The following is a 20,664-nucleotide window of genomic DNA, read 5'->3' on the forward strand; positions in this document are numbered from 1 at the left end:
TATATCCTACATCTCTACGATTCGCGTATCAGATTTACGCCGGTTACCAGAAAAATCATTCCGACAATGAACGGGGCTGTCGATTCGGCTTTCGATACGTGCATACCCAGCACCGCTCTCCCCTCCGACAGGAAAGCAACTAAGGCAAAAAGAACTACGACAACGCCCAGAATCGTGAGCGTAGCACCAAAAAAACGTCGGAAATTCGTATTGTTATTGTCCATATAGTAAAATCACGATAAATGCATAGCGGATGCGTCTGTTCCTGGATTCAAGGTTCGTTTTGGCGTAAAGCCGCGTTTACGTCCTTCCTCCAGCAACAGCGGATAAGTGGCTTCGAGCGTATTGGCAACCACCCCATCCAGTATGGCTTCCCGCATCACGGTTTTGATTTCACCAACCTCCCGGGAAGGGGATAATCCGAAGGTTTCCATAATGAGTTCGCCTGTAATAACCGGCTGAAAATTACGAAGTTTGTCGCGTTCTTCCAGATTGTGAAGTTTCCGCTCGACGCGGTCGAAATTACGGAGATGTTTCTGCACCTTCTCGTAATTTTTCGACGTAATGTCGGCCCGGCAAAGCGCCATCAGTCCTTCCAGATCATCACCAGCATCAACCAGCAACCGACGTATCGCCGAATCGGTTATTTCCTCTTTGGTCAGCGCAATAGGCCGCAGGTGCAGACGTACCAGTTTCTGAACGTAGCGCATGTGCTCGTTTAACGGCAGTTTCATCGTGCGAAAAATGCCGGGAACCCAACGTGCGCCCAAGTCTTCGTGCCCATGAAAGGTCCAGCCTACTTTTGCATCGAACCGTTTGGTGGCGGGTTTAGCAATATCATGTAACAGTGCCGACCAACGTAGCCAGAGTTCGTTGTCAGGACTGATTTTCTCTTTTTGTGATCGGTTTGCTACGTTGTCGAGCACCTGAAGTGTGTGGTAAAAATTATCTTTATGCCCTTTCCCTTCGATGGTTTCGACGCCTTTTAGTGCAATCAGTTCCGGAAAAATCCGATCCAGCAAACCCGCGTGGTACAGGAGTTTGAAGCCATACGAAGGCGTGGGCGATAAGACAATTTTGTTCAGTTCGTCGGTCACCCGCTCGCGCGAAACAATATTGATACGTTCGTTCATGCGGATAATCGCGTCGAACGTATCGGGGTCAATATCGAAACCCAGTTGAGAGGCAAAGCGAATGGCCCGCATCATACGTAGCGGATCATCGGAAAACGTAACGTCTGGATTTAAGGGGGTACGGATGATTTTTCGCTTGATGTCTTTCAGTCCATCGAACGGATCGAGCAGGTCGCCAAAAGCTGTGGTCGCTTCTCCGCTACGTTGCTTGAGATTGCGATTCAGGCTGATACCCATCGCATTGATGCTGAAATCCCGGCGATTCTGATCGTCTTCGAGCGTTCCATCCTCAACAATCGGTTTCCGCGAATCGGCCCGGTACGATTCCTTCCGGGCACCTACAAACTCGACTTCCCATTCCTGATCGCCCTGCATCGCCCGCAACATGGCCGTACCGAAATTCGGGAACACTGCTACGTTGGTACCAAGCGCTTTCCCGACGGCTTCGGCCAATTGAATGCCGCTACCAATACACACTACGTCGATATCCTTCGAAGGACGCCCCATCACCAGATCGCGCACAAATCCACCGATAACGTATGCCGGTAAGCCGAGTGCATCGGCCTGCAGGGCAATCGTTTCGAAAATTGGATTTGTATAGAGCGTATCCTTGAAATTCATGAAAAATTAGTCATTAGCCGTCAGCCAATAGTCGTCAGTTTTCTTTTGCTATTGACTAACGACTAATAACTATCGACTTATTTTCTTATAAAATTTATTTCTCCGTTCACCTTCAGCCGCATGATTCGTGGGCGTTTGGGCATTCCCGGTAACGTACCAAACCGATCAACGACAAGGCTTTCGGCGGCTGGGGGTATTGTCAGCGATTCGAACGGAATAGAAAGCAATCCACGCCCAAAGCTGCCGACTAGCCGCTGCAAATCATTGTTTAATACCCGGCGAACGGCTATTTCTCCTGCTGATACTAAATCGGTTGGCGACGATTCAGTAGTTTGCCATAAACGTAGTGATACGTTCTTACCTTGGTCATAAACCACCGTCAACGGGTTTTCGGCGAACTCAACCAGGTCGTATGCTACGTCGGGAAGTTTCGCTACGTATAAAACTAGCTGGTCAGCATTCTGAATCAGGACCGTTGGCCGTAAGTTTGCAGGCATTGACGAGGTTACCGTTAAAAGCTGCTCGACTGCTACGTCGTGAAGTGGGTCGGCGGCAAGCGACCAGCCGGTTTCATCGGCCAGTGCCATGATTTTTCCCTGCCGAAGTTGATAAGCGATATCCCGAATCGTTGATGTCATACCAGCCGCAAAAATACGGTAAGTTTATGAAAGACGACCAACGAGTCGCAGATGCTACGTATTGAAGTGTATATGATACGTTTAAAAATGCCGATGCAAGGCCCTTCGACAAGCTCAGGGTGACCGCCACATTGATGCTTTTACTTTAACGGATTCCAGTTGACCGTCACCCTGAGCTTGTCGAAGGGCCTTGCGTCAGCATTTTGAGTAAATTTTTAGTCAGCTACCAAACCTGTCCCACATCCGTATCGAACGTAACGATTAACTATATAAACGCTTGATTACCTCTTGCTGGGTGCGAACGAAATGCTGGCGTTCGGCGGGTTGGCCGAGTAACGTATCAGGCGGGTAGCTGCTGTGTTTGGCGTAACTATCGGCGTAGAGTTCGAATCGCTGACGGGCCAGTAAATTGCCCACGGCAGGCCGTTGCCGGAATTCCCGCAACGCGGCCAAATCAATATCGGCATTAGCGACCAGACTTTCGCCATAGCCCGCTTCGGCCAGTACTAATCCCTTGGGGTCGATGATTTTAGAACCGCCGTCGGCCGTTCCCATTGGTACAACTCCGCCCGATATGCCACCCGAATTAGCCGACACTACGTAGGCCATATTTTCGATGGCGCGGGCCTGCTTGGCTATCTTTTGAGGAGTCATAAGCGGGCTTCCAATCTCGGAGGTTGAATGAATCAACACCTCAGCCCCCCGCATGGCGAGGCATCGCGCCACTTCGGGATAGAGTATTTCTTCCGATGCCAGGCACGCCAGATTACCAATGTTTGTTTTCGTGACCGGAAACAGCGAATCGTAGCCGTAGGCATCAAGATATAACTCCCAAACATCGTGGGGCGTGGGCATATACATAGCATTCAACCGCCGGTAACGTAGCAATACGTCGCCGGAGGGCCCCATGATGAAGCTGGTCTGGAAGTAGAGTTCAGGGAAAAATGCGTCCTGTTCATACACATTTCCCGAAAAATAAATCTGCTGACGCTGTACCATCGCACTCATGGCTTCATACAATCGCCCATCAATTTCGAGGGCGGCTTTTTCGCGCCACTGGTCGATGGATTCGGTAGCGGGCGGACCGCTCAGAAAATGTTCGGGGGTGACAACCAGCAGTGTTTCGCGTCCTAAAAAGCCAATAGAGGCAGCAATCTGCGCTTCAATACGTTCGATGGTCTGGAGCATCTGCGTTTCGGCTTCCTCGCGAGAACGGCAGGCATGAACGGTCTGACAGGTTAATTGAAGTGCAAGCGCTTTATACGACATAGGTTAAGTAGAGTCAGGTTGGGTCGCCAAAATAATAGGTTTGGGCGAAATAATCGCTACTGGCCCTTTTTTCGGAGAAGTTGAAACAAATCGATAGAGTAGAATGGTTAAGCTATTGATTGATAAACCATTCCTACTAATTGCCTGATAGAAAGGCATTGATTCCTGTCAAACATACTACCATGACTGTTGATGTACTGGCCATTGCCGCCCATCCCGATGATATTGAAATGACCTGTGCGGGCACCATTCTTTCGCTCATTGCACAGGGGAAAACTGTAGCGGGCGTCGACCTCACCCGTGGTGAACTCGGCACGCGCGGTACGCCTGAGATTCGGGCACAGGAAGCCGCCGAAGGTGCCCGAATCATGCAGTTATCGGCCCGCGAAAATTTGGGGTTTAGGGACGGTTTTTTCAAGAATGATGAAGAGCATCAGATGGCGCTTATCCCGATTATCCGGCACTACCGCCCTCAGATTATCCTGACTAACACCGTCGACGACCGCCACCCCGATCACGGCCGAGCTGCCGAACTGGTCGTGCAGGCCTGTTTTTACGCGGGTCTCCGGCAAATAAAAACGGTGAGTAAAGATGGTCAGCCGCAGGAAGCGCATCGGCCCATTTTCATCTACCATTTTATTCAGGACCGCTCACTGAAACCTGATTTCGTAGTTGACGTAACGCCTTACTGGGATCAGAAACTGGAAGCCATCAAAGCCTACCAGAGTCAGTTTTTTAACCCCAATAGTTCAGAGCCACAAAGCTACATTTCGGGCGAGCCGTTTATGAAGTTTCTGGAATCGCGCACCCGCGAACACGGCCATATGATTGGGGCTGAATTTGGGGAAGGGTTCATCACCAAACGCATGTTGGGCGTGAACGATTTGTTTGCATTGCGATAGGGTTTTTCGTCACAGAGATACACTGAGGATTATTCTTTGTGTATCTCCGTGCGGCCTGGAGCATCTCTGTGACGAAACCAATATTTTCAATAAATTATACCATTTTATATAGCTTGTAAAGCCATTTTGCCTTCTAACTAGTTATGGGTAAAGAAACCACTCATGTCTATGATGAAGTATGGCAGGTATTTGATTCCGGCTTCCCTTACGCTTCTCTTTGCTGCCCTAACTGTATACACCCATTTCGGTTACTTTTTCGGCATTTTGCTGCTGGCAAATCTGTTCGCTAATCCATTGTTGGGCGAGTTCACCAATGAAGAGATACACACCGAACTTACCTATTTTCAGGACAATTCAGCCGTCCGAACCATTAAAATCGGCAGTGGATTATTATTTCTGGCGTTTCTGATCTGGGGAATTCACTACGTCAATAACACCTCCCTATCAACGGGTACACTTATAGGTTTTTCGCTGAGTGTTGGCTTGATAACCGGCTGTTTTTTGGTAACATTAGCGCACGATTTATTACACGGACGTAGCACTTTTGAGCATGGGCTGGCCAATGCGCTGTTCGTCGCGGCTGGAATTCCCCACTTTACCAACGATCATATTACGGGACATCACCGATTGATGGGCTTACCGGAAGACAAAACAACCGCACAGTATGGCGATAGTTTTTATACGTATTTCGGTAAATCATTCTGGTCACGAATTCAGCACAGCTACTTTTCGACCTATGCCCTGCCCGAAAAACTTCGCAACCGGCTAAACCGTGAGAACTGGTTGCTGGCGCTTTGTTTGCTCATGTGTTACGTAGCAATTGGCGTTTGGGCGAGCCATCCGATACGTAGCATGGCTTTTTTTGCCATACAGGGTTTTATGGCCAATGTGCTTTATGAACTGATCAATTACATTCAGCATTATGGATTGAAACGGCACCGGCTCGATGGTCGTTATGAAGCCGTTACGTTACAGCATTCGTGGAATTGCTACTACAAGTATTCAAACTATCTGCTGTTTCTACTTCCACTTCATTCAGTTCACCACGTTTCGCATCATTACTTGCATCGACCTGGTCAAAACCTGATGGGGCCACGAATGCCTTTTGTGTATTTCGTGATGGTTGCGATGGCTCTTGTGCCGCCCATCTGGTTTCGGGTTATGAATCCGTTGGTACGTCGGCACCAAGTCAGACCGGAGCCGGTTGGGGTATTATTGACCGTTAGTTTAGTCACTACGTTCATCCTGCCATGAAAAACGGTGTTCTCGCCCTTCTGCTTATTTGTCTGTGTTTGACCGTGCCCAACGTATCAACTCAGGCGCAGGGCAACGTTGGGCTGCGGTTCGTATTTGGTACGCTCCACCCCAAAGGCAACAAAATGGCCTTTTTGATGCCGTTACGTCTGGACGATAATGCTACGTTCGTACTCAATTGGGGTTTCATCGGCTCCTATCAATATTATTTCCACAAAAAACGCTGGTCGGTGAAAGTGGCGCAGGGTATGTATTCCGACTGCGCCAAGCTCTTTGCCGGCCATACGCATCTGGGCCTGCGGGTCAATCTGCTGCGTTCGGAAAGGCATTATCTGGAATTCGGCTTTGGGCCGACATTCGTATATCGGGAAACCTGGTACCGTTTTCCCGACTACCATCAGGAAACGGGTTTGCTGAAAAACACGAATCGGTGGCAGTGGAATTTTGTCTGGTACGGGGGCGAAATCGAATACGATTACAAACTCAATCCAAAACTCGACCTGACGGTAAATGCCATCCCCGGCTACCCCGATTTCATAACGTTCGGGCTGGGTCTACGTTATTGGCCTAAGGGGCATCCGTGAGTCAGGCCCCGACAGGCTCTGGCTGTCGGGGCCTACTATTTCAAAACACATACCCAGCACTCACTTCTATAAACGCAGCACGTAGGCCGTGCGCTTTCAGTGCAGTGCCAAAATTCAGGCGGTCGGGGATGTTGTTACGTAGCCGAAATGGATACCAGGCGATGCCAACTTTTTCATAAATTCGACTTCCTTCTACGGGTCGATTCAGGTAAGCGCCAAGCTGATACCGGATAGCCAGATGCCCAAACAACACCTCCTCCCCCACTTTTACGCCAAGTTGATAGACATCATCGGGATGATAACCAATTTCAAGGCCAGCCGAAGCTCTGAACCGAACGTCGTGTTCAAAAAGAATTCCTCCTTCCAACTGTGGCAGAACAGCCAGACGACTTGAATCAGCCGATTGAAAAATACCAAACGCCGTACATGCATAACCACGCCAATTGTGCCGCCGACGTAGCACAGACTCCCGCAGAACCTCAACCCACTGACCGGGAACGTAGCGCAGACCGGCATAAGCCGTAATCGTATTTAGACCGCTGTTTGGCTGACGAAGATTTCCATTTGAGGCATGATTCAGTTCGACACCTACTTTTAAATCAAGTTGGGACGTAGCATGTACCAGCAGGCCGAGATTTAGAAGCGAAACAGCGTTTAATCGAGTGCTAATCAATTGATTGTTTGGATTGGCCGCTACGTCGTATTGCCGCGTAAAATAAGCTAGACCAGTACCGTGTTTCAGTTGTAACGTAGCAACTCTGGAGCGCCAGAGACTAAACGCCAGAAACGGCACCAGCGCCACATCACTCCCATACATCGACGTATTACCAAGATTGCGCCAACGTAGCGTAAGCCCCATTTCAGGAAAACCATGCGCCCGCTGCCAGAACTGCTTACCGGTTGTTTGTCGGCTCACGGTCAGTTCGGTACCCCACACGGCTTTCGTGTCAACTTGTGGCTCTCGTTGCCGCGAGGTTAAACCGCCAATGTGTCCATAAGCTTCCCAAATTAATCGTTGCTGCGCCAGAACGGAACCGGAAATCAGCCACGGAATCAGCCAACCTATCTTTACAAAGGCAGTGCGTAGTGTTGGCATCAAGAGACAATTGGCTGCAAATCCCGACTCAGACGCAAATCGGGTTTATTCATAAGCGCCAACCATCGAGCAGGTTGGTAAGCTAACAGCATCATTTTGGCGAATGGTAGCGGCATACGGGGCCCGGCAAAGTTCGTTATCGAATCCAGATTTTGGTCATGTACATGGTGAATGGAATGTACTGGCATCATGAAATACAGGTACGTATCGAGCCGGTAAAAACTGTTCCAGGCATGCTGTAACTGAACGGCTTCAAACCGCTCGCCTGTTTTGATACGTTGAAGACCATAGTGCTGAATGTACGTAATGGATTCGTAGATAAGTACCACAAAAACAAACTGCGCCAATACCCAGCCAACTACCCAAATTCCTGCCCAGTTCGCCAGTGCCAGATACGTGACACAACTCACCAATTTTAACGTAGTAGCCTGAACCATACGGTTCCCAATCGAATCTGGAAATACGGTTGCTACGTCGGAAATCAGCCGAAACCGATGAGGTATCGAACGGGCAAAATAGCGGTAAATAGGCTCACCTAATCGGGGGGTAGCGGGGTCCTTCGGTGTACCAACGTAGCGGTGGTGAATGAAGATGTGGTCGGCTTCGAGGTAGAAAAAACCGTTCTGAATCAGCAATATCGTCGCTAGCCAGCGGGCCAATCGGGTTGGCGCGTGCATGAGGTCGTGGGCGAGCGGCATAGCGAAATTACTGTTCAGGATAATCATCCCGTACGTAAAGACGGCCCAATGCCAGACCGATAGCGCGTGTGTCGTTAAGAAGTAAAACGCCCACAGGTTCAGGCTAACGAAAAAAACGCCATATACCGTTTTCACCCGGTCCATCAATAGGCTATGATGAAAAAAGTGGTATTCGTCAAGCAGTTGCCCGATGCTGAATTCGCCCAATGGTCGGGTTAGCGTGCCAATTCCCCAGAGCAGTATAGGTGCCAGCCAAACCCAGTTGCCAGCGGCTGTGCTTATAAACAAGCCGCTGAATAACAACGGTAGTCCATATGGCAACGCCCTGCTGATAGTATATTGGCGGGTTGTTTGTGACCAATCCATGTTTCTTTTGAGCAATTCCGATCCCTAACGTAGCGAGGAATTAGTAGAATAACTCAAAAGTAAACGGTTTGATAAAAAAAGATGTAGCACGGGGTTGGCACTACGTCTATTTTGTCATGCTCCCTTGGTCAGCATGACAAAACCGTTATAAACGCTACTCAGCCTGCCAGGCTATTTTGCCCTCACGGTTCAGGTATACCATCTTTAATTCGCCCATTACCCGCCCTTTCTCCATACGAGCCAGACCATTTTTAAAGAGCGTAACGGTTGCGTACTCCGTCGGAATAACCTCACGTCCAGTTTTATCGATAAAACCCCAGCGATGGTCTTTGCTTTCAACACCCGCCAGTCCTTCCTGAAACATGCCGACAAATAGGTAGGGCAAAACGCCGGAAACGGATTTTCCACTCAAATCGATTAATTGCCAGCCTTTACCATCGCTACGTTTCACCGCAGCTACACCTTCCGAAAAACGCATGCCCAATTCATACTGAGCCGGAATTACCCACTCGCCTTTGCGGTTGATGTAGCCATATTTGGAAGAACCTTTCGGCCGCACTTGAGCCAGCCCTTCTGAAAATGCCTCTACATAGTCAAATTTAGGATCGAAGGCGAACGAGCCCGTTTTATCGACATAACCCGCTGGTCCATCTTCGACGGTGGTATATACGGCCGCCAATCCTTCGGAAAATTCTGAAACCCAGCTGGCGCGCTCAAATTTGGGCTGAACAACCCATTCGCCAGCCAGGTTGATAAATCCATTTCGGCCATTCATTTTGGCTACGGCCCGGCTTTCGGAAAAATCGGAGGCTTCTTCAAAACGCGGAGGTATTGCCATACGACCCAGTCTGTCGATAAAACCGGTTTTCCCATCGATTTCGATACGTCCCATGTTCTCCGAAAACGGATGCGCTTTGTCGAACTGGCATGGAATCACTACGTTGCCTAACTGGTCGATGTAGCCGTCTTTCCAGATGGTTGTTTCGCCTTTGACAGACACTATCGTAACCACAGCCAGCCCTTCGCTGAAATCGTCGGCCCGGTCGAACTGGGGCTGGATGACAAGTTGAGCTTTGTTATTGATGTAACCCCATTTTTCCCCGATTCGAACCGGATATAATTCGTCAGGAAGGCCGTTCATTGCGTCGGAAGCCAATTCCGGTTCCGACGGCGTAAAGAAACCATCTTTTATCATGTAGGGAAGTGCCATGGCTACACCCAGGCCCATCATGATCCAGAAACCAAACACAACCAGGCGAGGCTGGCGAGCTATAAACTGTACCATCGGTACGTTACCATTCCCGATCTTATGCTGCGCCGACAGATAATTCTGTAGCACAATCGGGACCATCGCCATCACCATCACCAGAAACAAACCGAAAACGACGTAAGGGCCTGCTTTTCGCCAGGATGGATTATCTACGCCATTTGGAATCAATACGTTGCCAATTATTCCCAGCAGAATAAACACCAGCACGACACCAATCGCCAGCCAGTAATAGGGTTTAAGATTGAGTTGCATTGAGTCGACTGTTAAAAATTGCAGGTGTATAAGAAGGCATTTACCCGCGACCAATGACATACGGTCCAGGTAACCACAAGCCACGCGAGGTTGGGCCAATCCAGGCCGGACCAATCCAGGCCGGGCATTAGCAGATACGTATCACGTTTGGCTGCTTTCGTTGATTTCATGAGGTTTTCAGGAAGGATATATTCGAGAACGTCACAAAAATAGAGGGGCAGACCAGGGGCTAACAGCCCAAACTAATAACAGGTCGGTTTGACTAAATAAACGGCGTTTTCCGGCTATTACGTGGTACGTGTCTGGGCCAGACTCCAGCTACATGGCTATGCTGCCGGAAAATACAGGATAAACGTAGCACCCCGACCCTGTTGACTGGTGGCAGTAATGGCCCCACCGTGATTGGCTACCACTTTTTCGCAGATCGCCAGACCAATACCGGTACCGGCAAATTCGCTTCGGTTATGCAGCCGCTGAAACACTTGAAAAATGCGTTCGACATATTTCTCATCGAAACCGATTCCGTTATCCGCTACGTCGATTCGAGTATAGACAGGTGCCAGTCGGGCTGGCCGGATGGATGGCGGTAAATCGATGGCTTTCACCGATTGGGAACGTATCGCGATGGTTGGTTTAACATCTTTCCGGCGGAATTTGAGGGCATTGCTGAGCAGATTCTGGAATAGCTGCTCCAGTTGTGAGCGGTCGCCTAATACGTCGGGTAAAGTGTCAACCTGTAACGTAACACCCGATTCCTGAATGGAAAGCTCCAGATCGGTGCGAACTGCTTTGATGACATCGTTGAGTGATATTCGCCGGGAACTATCCTGCCGGGTCGAAATGCGCGAAAACGCAAGCAGATCACGAATGAGAGTCGACATCCGGCCAGCCGCCTTCTGCATACGTTCCAGATACTGAACACCCTCACCAATCTGGGAGCCGTACTGGTTTTTCAGGATATCGCCAAACGACTGAATTTTACGTAGTGGCTCCTGCAAATCATGGCTGGCGATATAAGCAAACTGTTCCAGGTTTTGGTTCGAGCGTTGTAAATCCTGAATTGAGTGAGCCAGTTCATCATTAATGTTGGCTAATTCATCATTGGTTGCCGCCAGTTCTTCATTTGTTGAGGCAAGTTCTTCGGTACGTTCCTGTACCTGAAATTCGAGTTGCTGCTGTACACGCCGATGCTCGGTAACATCCTGCGCGGTTCCGCTCAGGTATTCAGGCATACCGTTTGTATCATAAAATACCTGTCCCTGGGCGTGAATGATACGTACCTGACCAGTCTGGCTGTTTATAATCGGATGTTCGTTTTCATACACGCCCCGTGAGCCTGGTTCAATGGCAGCAGCAAGTATTTCGGCAGACGATTGCCGGTATTCATCAGGCATTGACTGGAAAGCTTCTTCAACAGGTTTCGTTCGTTCGGAGAGGCCCAGCCAATCCATAAATCGCTCCGAAAAACTGAACTGACCCGTTGGAATATGTATGCTCCAGGTAACGAGTTGGGCCAGCTCAATAGCTCCACGTAATGCCTGTTCCGCTTCTTCAGCTCGCTGCCGATCCTTTATAGCATCCGTTACGTCGATTGCAATATCCAGAATAGCATACACTTCCCCGTGTACATCTAAAATCGGGGTATACGTAATGTTATAAAAGTTGCGAGTCATCACGCCATGTTGCACGATATTCACCTGAGAACCAAAGCTCTGGAACATTTTTCCCGACGTATAGACATCGTCCAGAATCTGTAGAAATGGCTGATTTTCTAATTCCGGCATTACGTCGCGTAGGGGCTTACCCACTATGTCAGGCCCTTTCCCAACAATATTGATAAATGCCTTATTCGGCATTTCCACAATCAAATCACGACCGACAAACAAGCCCATAGCTGCTGGTGCTGTTGCAATAATGGAGCGCAGTTTTGCTTCGCTGGCTTCCACTTTTTGTCGGGCCAGCACCTGCTCCGTTACGTCGACGGTCATATCCATAATGGCATATACGTCACCAGATTCGTTACGTAGCGGTTTATACGTAAAGTCGAAGTAATACGTCCCAAGGATTCCGTTAACTTCCAGATCTGCGCGCATGTGCTGGGCTGTATAGGTTTCGCCAGTTGTAAATACCTTGTCTAAAATGTCGAGAAATGGCTGCCCTTTTAGTTCAGGAACGGCGTCAATAAAAGGCTTACCAATTACTGATAAATCTTTACCCCAATAGCTAACCATCACTTCGTTGGCTACCTCAATAACCATATCACGTCCGACAAACAGGCACGTAGCAACGGGAGCTTCCTCAATCAGGCTACGAAAACGGGCTTCACTGGCTTCAATTGTCTGGCGCTGCTTTACCTGCTCCGTAATTTCGATGTAAACCACCGTAACGCCTATAATACTCCCGTCATTACTGTAATATGGTTCGTAGACAAAATCAATATAGATCGCTTCCAGCCGACCGTTACGTTCCAGTTTAATTGGCAGTTCCTTCGCGACAAACCGTTCACCTGTCGTATAAACGTTAGTCATTATCGCTTCATAGCCCTGCCCCTTAGCTTCAGGAATTGCTTCGAACAATGGCCTGTTCATAATCTGTTCACGCTTTCGGCCCCAGACTTCCAGTATGCGCTCATTGGCCAGGGTAATAACGAACTCAGGTCCGCTAAAAAGCGCCACGGCAACCGGAGCCTGCTCAACAATTGTCCGAAAACGTTCTTCGCTTTCAATCAGGGCTTGTTGTGAGCTGTTTTCTAAGGATTGCCAGTTGGTGATGTTTACGGGCTGGGCTATACCAGCAAACCTGTATGCTACGTTCTCTTTGTTGAAAAATGCTTTACCCTGGCAATGCAGCCACCGCACCTTACCATCGCTGGCTCCAATGGTTCGGAACCAGCTTTCGTACTGCCCACCCGATTGCGGGTTAAGTGCCCACTGAACGGCTTCATGCACCCGAGGGCGGTCGTCGGGGTGCATATAACGTAGCACCTGATCGTAGGGCACTACGTCGTTTTTCGCGAAACCGTAGAGTTCACGGCAACGCTCGTCCCAATAAACAGTCTGGTCGATTGGATTTAAGTCCCAAATACCTATTCCACTAGCCTGAAGTGCAACCTCCAGGTGGTCATTGTTATCGGCTTCCTTATACTGATTCACTGGTTTTTGGCCGCCGTACATAGTGGATAAAGTTGTATTTGGCAAAAGCGTACTGATACGTTCCTAATTTTCCCCGTAAACAGACGTACCACGGTATTGAACCACTGGTAAGGTGAAACTGTTTCGTTTGATTTCGCCACGCAAATACACTTTGCCTGACTTTGGCAACCTACAAATTGTTACTGGTGTAATTCATATCTACGCACATCCCACTTGACCAGATGTACAAAAAATCATTTCTTGCTATACGTAATGGCTTAAAATCTGCCTGAAGTAGATTCTTATACGATTCAAGTAGTTTACTTTTTTCACATAAGTAATTGACCTAACCTATCTCAGATTATTTCCCCTACAGAAAATGACTATTATCGAATATATAAATGCTACGGTAAAAACGGAGTTAAAAGACAATAGTGAGCTTCCGTTCAAAGTAACAAGAAAGAGCTTTAAAAAAGGCGATATTATTTCGCCGTATGGACAAATTGAACGTAACGCTTATTTTTTAATTAGCGGATTAATTGAAATCACGGTTCTGAAAGAGGCAGAGGAACGAATTGTCGATTTTTTTCTGCCCGGTTGTTTTTTCAATTCATATACGTCATTCATAACGCAACAACCATCGGATACGCAGGTATGTGTTTTACTCGATTGTGAAGTTGAAGTGATCGAGTACAATGAACTTCAAAGGGCGTACAAAACTTCCTTAATCGCCAATCAATTAGGACGCCTGGCAACTGAAGCCATTTTCGTTATCAGCACTAATCGAGAAAAAGACTTTTTGACAAAATCTGCACAGGAACGATATAACGATCTTTTATCGACAAGACCCCAGTTAATAAATCTCGTTCCGGTTCATAAAATCGCCAAATATCTGGGCATCCATCCGGAAAGTCTGAGCAGACTACGCAAAAGCATTTTCTAACCTATGTTAGCTTCGAAGTCTTTTAATTCCGGGACCTTTGTAGAAAAAAGGTCAGCGATGAATATCTATAAGCTCCTCAAAAAGCCCTTTTTCGGAAACTTCATGGTCAAGTGGCGAAGCCCATTATTGCCTGATCAACAGAAAGAATGGATACCGGTCTCCGTTAAAAGTAAATCGGGGGGAATTCTTAAAGGGTTATTAGCAAAATCAAAAACTGCCGAGGAAAAAGCCACCATCGTGCTTGGCCACCCAATGGGCAAAGAAGCCAAAGGCTATTTTATAAAAAATGGCTATACAGACTTATTGCGAAAACACGGTTTCAATACGTTGGTCTTTGACATAAATGGTTTCGGCGAAAGTACATTCGGCAATTTTTCATACCAGGAAGATATTGTTGCCATCAGTATCAAAGCATCTGAACTGACTCCAGATATTCCAATCGGATACCACGGTATTTCGCTGGGCGGACAAATGGCGACTATCGCTTTTGCGGACCCGAATCATACATTCAGTTTCGCCATTGTTGAAAGTGCGGCCACTACGTTGGAAGAATTTTGGATAAAATTTCCAGTGGCCTATAAAACGCTACGTCTGTTCAATTTTTTGATGCCTGCCTTCCGAAAAAAGGTGCGCATGATTGACCGAATAAAAGAAGCGAAACATCTAAAATCGTTGCTCCTGATTTATTCCAAAACCGACGATTGGGTTTCCGTTGACATGGGGATGCGCTTTAAAGAAAATAGCCCGGTAGAAACAGAACTTTGGACGGTAGAAACCGCCAAACACGCAGCTATCATGAAATCTGAACACAAGGACAAGTATATGGAGAAAATCCTCGATTACTTTGACAGTTCAGTAAAGCAAATGGCTACTAGCTACTGCTAAGAACTCATGAACGGCATCTGAATGATGACGCGCGTACCGGTCGCCTGTTGTTGATCGTCGTATTTGTCGATAATCTGAACACCCGCAGTCTGACCACTACGTTGCCCGATTAGTTGAAGTCGGTCTTCGGTTACGCGCAGGCCGACGCTGTTATGTTTCGATCCCGTTTTTTTAAAAGACTGCGCCCGCTCCCGACCAACACCGTCGTCGTCAATAATGAATTCAAGATGCGTCTGTTTGGGAACAATACAGATTTTGATGCAGCCTTTAGTCTGTTTGTGGGCCATGCCATGTAGTATCGCATTTTCGATATACGGTTGAATAATCATGGGCGGAATGGCCGTTTTATCGAGCGAAAGCGTAGGATCGGAGTTTATCGAAAAATCGAACAGGTCATCGAAGCGGAGTTGTTCGAGTTCCATGTAAAGGATCAGTTGCTCCAGTTCGCTATCCAGTGTTACCCATTCCATCCGCGAGTTGTCGAGAATAAGCCGCATCAGCCGGGCAAACTTCACCAGGTATTTATCGGCATTATCGCCATCATTCTGGAGAATAAATAACCGAATGGCATTCAGCGAGTTATACAGAAAATGCGGGTTCATCTGCGAACGTAACGCCTTCATTTCTGAAGCCGCAATACGTTCCCGTAGTTCGCTTTTTTCCCGTTCCTCCTTCGCCAGTATCTGCACCCGCCGACGGGCAATAAATCCTGTCAGACCCAACAATAAAGCCAACGTAGTAATTCGAAACCACCAGGTCTGCCAGAATGGCGCCAGAATAGTTATGGGCAATCGATACCCTTCCCGGTTCCAAAGGCCATCGTTGTTGGCGGCTATGACGTGCAGTACGTAGTCGCCGGGGGGAATGTTGGTATAGCTGGCAAAAGGGCGATTCCCATCCCGTTTCCAGTCGGCATCGAAATTTTCAAGACGATACGCGTACTGATTGTCGTTCGGATTGTCGAAATTCAGAGCCGCCATTTCAAACGTAAACGTATTCTGGGTATAGCTTAATTCAAGCTTTGGCGGGGTAGCGGATGGTTCGCCCATCAGTTCCAGCGAGTTCACCCGAAACGATGTCAGATAAACCGGCGGCACGAACCGGTTTTTCTGAATGCGGTGTGGATACGCATAGATAAGACTCTTCATTCCCCCAAAATAGAGCCGTCCGGCGCCGTCACGAACTACTGAGCCGGATTCGAATTCGGAGGAAGAAAACCCATCTGCTTCATTGAAAACGGTGAATTTAGGTCGTCGCACATCCGTGTAGGCCAATCCACGGCTTGAACTGATCCAGAGCGTATCGCCAATTATTATCACCGCCGAAAGGTCGTCATGTGGTAAACCATGCTGGGTCATAAACACCTGAAACTTACCTGTTTTCTGATTGAGGCATCCCAAGCCGTTGTCAGTACATACCCACATCCGTCCGTATCGGTCCTCGGCAAATCCGGTTGCTCCTTCATCGGGCAGGCTATGTGGGTCGTCGCTATGGACATATTGGGCTATCAAACGTAAATCCGGACTGATTTTATAGATTGGTCCCAGACCGCCTACCCATAAATTCTGTTTGCTGTCAAAGTACAGTGTGTTATAATTTTTGCCGGGAAGTTTTGCAATACGTGGGTCGTTAAACTGGTTCAGGAAACGACCAGTCTTTGGATCATAAATAGTCAGTTTTTCGTTCGTGCCAATAAACATTCGGCCATCTGGGGCTTTCAGCAGCTCAAATCCTTGATTCCCGGCAATGCCTTTATAAGTCATAGCGTCCGGAATTTTTCCGGAGTCGGCCGGGGGCAACAGGCTTGGAATACGTTGCACCACACCCGTCGTTGGATCCAGCCAGCTTACCCCACTATTCGTACCTACCCACACCCGCCTGGGCAGGTCGGCTTCCACGGCATAGGTCATGTTATCGGTCAGACTATTGGGATTGTTCGGATCATGATGGAAAACCTGATACGTCTTCGTTTGCGGATTAATGTGTAAGGCCCCATCGCGGGTAGCTGCCCAAACCGAATTATCCGTTTTGTCGATGGACAGGCCCGACGCATCGTACCCTTGTGTATTGACGGGTTGATAGTCGATTTCATCATACAGCGAATGGAGTTTGTCGACTGTCGGATTGAACCAGCAAACGCCCGCATCATCGCTCAATACCCACACAACGCCCGATCTGTCCTCAAAAAGGTTCGTAATGGAGTTTGAAATCAGGCTGCGGGGATTGTTTTGATTGTTGACGTAGCGAAGAAATGTATTGGTGGTTTTATCGAAATGATAAAGTCCAGATCGGTTAACGCCCACCCATAAATCGCCGGTACGTGTAGTCAGAATAGCAGCAATAGGCTGGTTGACCGAAAGCGCTGAAATAGGCTGAAACTGCCCCGTTTTCGGCTGCATACGTAGCAAATGGCCATCCCGGGTGCCCAACAGAATGTCGCCGGTACGTGTGTCTTTAGTGAGCGCCGAAATGTAATCGCCGGGTAAGGATGTCGGAATTGCCGGGTCATGGCGAAACGAGCGGATCTGTTTTGTACCCATATTGTACGCAAACAGACCGCTTTCCGTACCAATCCAGAGGATTTGCCCGTCAATCAACGTTCGCCGGATGGACTTAACGGCGGTTTCCGAAGCGTCGCCAATGGGCAGATCTACAGTTGTTATTTTGCCCGTACCTGGTTCAAAGCAGATAAGTCCACCCTTTGTTCCCAGCCACAGTCGACCATCACGACTTTCAATAATGTTACGTATGAAATTGCTGCCCGGACCCAGATCGGCAAATGAATATCGCTGAAACGTTTGGGTGGCGGGGTCATAGCGATTTAATCCTTCCTGCGCGCCTACCCAGAGTGTACCGTTACGGGATGAAAAAACGGTACGTACTATTCGGTGTGACAAGGACCGGGGATCGCCTATCTGGCGGCTGAAGTTCAGGCAACGTATCCCATCGAAGCGGGTAAGTCCTTTTACGTTGGCAATCCAGATAAAACCGGGTTTGTCCTGCGCAATAGCCATGGTGTAGTTGGCGGGCAATCCCTGCATCAACGATAACCGCTGAAATGCCAGTGCTGGTGCCTGCCCCTTTACCGAAAGCCAGCCCAAACTCAGCAACAGGCAATGGCAAAGCCACAGAACCCGGCCAGATTTACTTGTGCTTTGTTGGGTATTACATGGCTGCGCCATTGAGTAGGAAGGTGTCAACCGGAAAGATAGCAAGTGAGTTACTCAAATTCATTACGTTCGACCCAAAAACTTCTTTCGTAATAGCGATTCAACGTATCGATAAACTAGAGACGTAGTGTTTTCCAATTCTAATTAAATGGAAGAAACTCTACCTGCCTTATGTATCACTATCACGCCAAATATATACCATACACGTAGTGGGGTTTACTACAAACCGACAGTCAGTGGCTTTAAGCAAATAACAGGTAGAAAATAACCAATAACTGCCAATTCACCTGCCTGTTACATCCAGCATCCGGCAGTTATTCACCCAATAAACCAGTTATCCGCTAAAAGCCACCTGTTATTGGTTTCCGCTAACGAGCATTATAAAATAGTTGTTCTTTTGCTTATTCATAAATTAACACTCATCATCCTAGTGAGAAATGCTAACCGTAACATATTACCAGCCGATTTCCAGCATTCCCTGAAAGAAGAACTAGAAGTAGAACGGGTCATTAACTTCTTCGCAATGTCATTGCTGGAGCAGAGCACCATTGCCGACGTACTATGGGACGTGGCCCGTAACTGCATTGCCCGACTAAATTTTGTGGATTGTGTTATCTATCAACTCGATACAACACGTAACGTATTGGTGCAGCTAGCGGCTCATGGTCGCAAAGGACCCGCGCTCGGTATTATTCACTGCCCTATCGAAATTAAATTAGGTGATGGAATTGTGGGTTCTGTGGCCCTGAGTGGGCAGGCAGAACGTATCGGCAATACGTCTCTCGATAAACGCTATATTGCTGATGATGAAGTTCGTTTTTCTGAAATAACCGTACCCATCTGGCTCAATGGGAAGGTTTGGGGCGTTATTGATGCCGAGCATCCGAAACGCAACTTTTTCCGCCCACATCACCTCACTATCCTGACGAAAATTGCGGCTCTTTGCGCCCAGAAAATTGGTCGGGTCGAAACTGAGTTGGCGTATCAGCGCGTTCAGCAGCAGTTGTCGGAAAACAACCGACGCATGGCCGAAACAAAACTGCTGGCGCTTCGGCTGCAAATGAATCCACATTTTGTGTTTAACAGCCTGAATGCCATCAACAAGTTTGTGCTGGAAAATGAATCCGAACAGGCGTCGTTGTATCTGACGAAATTTTCGCGGCTGATGCGCCAGATTATGGCCAATACGTCTATGGAATGGGTATCGCTGCATAACGAACTGAAAGCGTTACAACTTTACATCGAACTGGAACTACTACGTTGCGACAATCAGTTTGAGTTTGTGTTCACTATTGGCAAATCGCTGCTGATCGATACCGTATTTATTCCGCCGATGGTCACTTATCCGTATATTGAGAATGCCATTCGGCACGGCCTGCTGCAACCGAACGTAGTGAAACCAACGCTACGTGTGGAGTGCTACGTTGAGAATGACTATCTCTATATTGCCATTGGCGACAATGGAATTGGTCGGGCGGCTTCGATAAAGTCACAGGTAAACGGTTTGACAGCCCATAAATCGTATGGAAATACGCTTACACAGGAACGTTTACAGCTTGTCAACCAGATATACGATGCCGACGCCAGCATTACCATAAATGACCGAACGACGACCACGGGCCAACCCGCCGGCACTGACGTAACATTCACCATGAAACTCCGACAACCATGACTGCATTATTAATCGACGATGAAAAACACTGCCGCGACGTTCTGACGCTGCTTTTAAAACGCTATTGCCCGAACGTAGAGATTCTGGCGGGTTGCGCCAACGGGCCAGAAGGCTTAAAAGCCATTGAGTCGATGCATCCCGACCTGATTTTTCTGGATATTGAAATGCCGGGCATGAGTGGTTTCGAAATGCTGGAAGCCTGTCGGTATACAGATTTTCGGGTCATTTTCACTACGGCCTTCAACGAATATGCCATTAAAGCGATTAGGCACAACGCACTGGATTACATTCTGAAACCAGTCGATAAAGATGAACTGGTACGGGCAGTAGCTAAAGCCGAACAGGAACAGACGTCCCAGGAACCCAGCAATATCGAGCAGTTTTTAGGTTACCTGCAAAATCAACGTATCGGCGACCGGATTGCCCTGCCAACGATGGAAGGTCTGCAAATCATTCACAGTGAGGAGATTTACTATTGCGAATCGGACGGAGGTTACACGCGGTTTGCGCTGAAAAACGGGCAGATTATCCTCATCTCCAAAACGCTGAAAGAAGTAGAGGACGTACTGGAAACCAAAGGTTTTTGCCGCGTACATCACAGCTACCTCATCAATCTGCGCTACGTCCAGCGATACATCCGGGGCGACGGTGGCGAAGTTGTCATGGCGAATAACAAGACGCTGCCCGTTTCGCGCAATAAAAAGCAGGAGTTTTTGAGTTTGCTGGAGAAGATTTGATACGTCCGAAAAAGCGTTGAATGAACCGGGGCCCGTATGCCAT

17 protein-coding genes are annotated in these 20,664 nt (G+C 48.2%); 7 read left to right on the forward strand and 10 right to left on the reverse strand.

What is annotated here, in order from left to right; translation table 11 throughout:
* Positions 1 to 14 precede the first annotated feature (14 nt).
* The 4 genes from IC229_RS19640 to IC229_RS19655 form a co-directional block, all read right to left on the reverse strand.
* Positions 15 to 224, reverse strand: a complete 210-nt coding sequence (locus tag IC229_RS19640; RefSeq protein WP_190888706.1) for a hypothetical protein — start codon at positions 222 to 224, stop codon at positions 15 to 17.
* Between the two features lie 9 nt (positions 225 to 233).
* Entirely contained in the window at positions 234 to 1,754 is a 1,521-nt protein-coding gene (locus tag IC229_RS19645; protein WP_190888707.1) for a CCA tRNA nucleotidyltransferase, read from the reverse strand.
* A 77-nt stretch (positions 1,755 to 1,831) separates the two neighbouring features.
* Positions 1,832 to 2,392 carry an L-threonylcarbamoyladenylate synthase gene (locus IC229_RS19650; RefSeq protein ID WP_190888708.1) on the reverse strand — a complete coding sequence of 187 codons (561 nt, stop codon included), beginning with the start codon at positions 2,390 to 2,392 and terminating at the stop codon, positions 1,832 to 1,834.
* Between the two features lie 261 nt (positions 2,393 to 2,653).
* Positions 2,654 to 3,661, reverse strand: a complete 1,008-nt coding sequence (locus IC229_RS19655; protein ID WP_190888709.1) for a nitrilase-related carbon-nitrogen hydrolase — start codon at positions 3,659 to 3,661, stop codon at positions 2,654 to 2,656.
* Positions 3,662 to 3,843: 182 nt separating this feature from the next.
* Here IC229_RS19655 and bshB1 point away from each other — a divergent pair, with 182 nt between their 5' ends.
* From bshB1 to IC229_RS19670, 3 genes are all read left to right on the forward strand, one after another.
* Positions 3,844 to 4,563, forward strand: a complete 720-nt coding sequence (gene bshB1, locus IC229_RS19660) for a bacillithiol biosynthesis deacetylase BshB1 (protein ID WP_190888710.1) — start codon at positions 3,844 to 3,846, stop codon at positions 4,561 to 4,563.
* Between the two features lie 168 nt (positions 4,564 to 4,731).
* Positions 4,732 to 5,817, forward strand: a complete 1,086-nt coding sequence (locus IC229_RS19665) for a fatty acid desaturase (protein ID WP_190888711.1) — start codon at positions 4,732 to 4,734, stop codon at positions 5,815 to 5,817.
* On the forward strand, positions 5,814 to 6,401 hold the full coding sequence (locus IC229_RS19670; RefSeq protein ID WP_190888712.1) for a hypothetical protein: 588 nt from the start codon (positions 5,814 to 5,816) through the stop codon (positions 6,399 to 6,401). Before IC229_RS19665 ends, IC229_RS19670 begins: the two co-directional genes overlap by 4 nt.
* Before the next feature lie 40 nt (positions 6,402 to 6,441).
* On the opposite strand, the gene IC229_RS19675 is transcribed toward IC229_RS19670, so the two are convergent.
* The 5 genes from IC229_RS19675 to IC229_RS19695 all read right to left on the reverse strand — a co-directional run bounded on the left by IC229_RS19675 (position 6,442) and on the right by IC229_RS19695 (position 13,256).
* Positions 6,442 to 7,497 (reverse strand): acyloxyacyl hydrolase, encoded by a 1,056-nt coding sequence (locus IC229_RS19675; RefSeq protein ID WP_190888713.1) that lies wholly within the window; start codon positions 7,495 to 7,497, stop codon positions 6,442 to 6,444.
* Entirely contained in the window at positions 7,497 to 8,561 is a 1,065-nt protein-coding gene (locus tag IC229_RS19680) for a fatty acid desaturase (RefSeq protein ID WP_190888714.1), read from the reverse strand. The genes IC229_RS19675 and IC229_RS19680 overlap by 1 nt, the downstream gene beginning before the upstream one ends.
* 154 nt (positions 8,562 to 8,715) lie before the next feature.
* Positions 8,716 to 10,083, reverse strand: a complete 1,368-nt coding sequence (locus tag IC229_RS19685; protein WP_190888715.1) for a WG repeat-containing protein — start codon at positions 10,081 to 10,083, stop codon at positions 8,716 to 8,718.
* An 11-nt stretch (positions 10,084 to 10,094) separates the two neighbouring features.
* Positions 10,095 to 10,253, reverse strand: a complete 159-nt coding sequence (locus IC229_RS19690; protein ID WP_190888716.1) for a hypothetical protein — start codon at positions 10,251 to 10,253, stop codon at positions 10,095 to 10,097.
* A 156-nt stretch (positions 10,254 to 10,409) separates the two neighbouring features.
* Positions 10,410 to 13,256, reverse strand: a complete 2,847-nt coding sequence (locus IC229_RS19695; RefSeq protein ID WP_190888717.1) for a PAS domain S-box protein — start codon at positions 13,254 to 13,256, stop codon at positions 10,410 to 10,412.
* A gap of 337 nt (positions 13,257 to 13,593) precedes the next feature.
* Between IC229_RS19695 and IC229_RS19700 the strand changes: the two genes are divergently transcribed.
* Both IC229_RS19700 and IC229_RS19705 read left to right on the forward strand, forming a co-directional pair.
* On the forward strand, positions 13,594 to 14,157 hold the full coding sequence (locus IC229_RS19700; RefSeq protein ID WP_190888718.1) for a Crp/Fnr family transcriptional regulator: 564 nt from the start codon (positions 13,594 to 13,596) through the stop codon (positions 14,155 to 14,157).
* 57 nt (positions 14,158 to 14,214) lie between these two features.
* The gene (locus IC229_RS19705; RefSeq protein ID WP_190888719.1) at positions 14,215 to 15,042 is read left to right on the forward strand and encodes an alpha/beta hydrolase; all 828 of its coding nucleotides are present in this window, start codon (positions 14,215 to 14,217) and stop codon (positions 15,040 to 15,042) included.
* Here the strand turns inward: IC229_RS19705 and IC229_RS19710 are convergent.
* A complete protein-coding gene (locus IC229_RS19710) occupies positions 15,039 to 18,224 on the reverse strand; it encodes a ligand-binding sensor domain-containing protein (RefSeq protein ID WP_190888720.1) in 3,186 nt (1,061 codons plus the stop codon). The genes IC229_RS19705 and IC229_RS19710 overlap by 4 nt on opposite strands.
* A gap of 418 nt (positions 18,225 to 18,642) precedes the next feature.
* Here IC229_RS19710 and IC229_RS19715 point away from each other — a divergent pair, with 418 nt between their 5' ends.
* Entirely contained in the window at positions 18,643 to 19,884 is a 1,242-nt protein-coding gene (locus IC229_RS19715) for a histidine kinase (RefSeq protein WP_190888721.1), read from the forward strand.
* Positions 19,881 to 20,621, forward strand: a complete 741-nt coding sequence (locus IC229_RS19720; RefSeq protein WP_190888722.1) for a LytR/AlgR family response regulator transcription factor — start codon at positions 19,881 to 19,883, stop codon at positions 20,619 to 20,621. Before IC229_RS19715 ends, IC229_RS19720 begins: the two co-directional genes overlap by 4 nt.
* Positions 20,622 to 20,664 lie beyond the last annotated feature (43 nt).

This window comes from Spirosoma profusum (assembly GCF_014699005.1).
In the GTDB taxonomy this organism is placed as follows: Bacteria; Bacteroidota; Bacteroidia; order Cytophagales; family Spirosomataceae; genus Spirosoma; species Spirosoma profusum.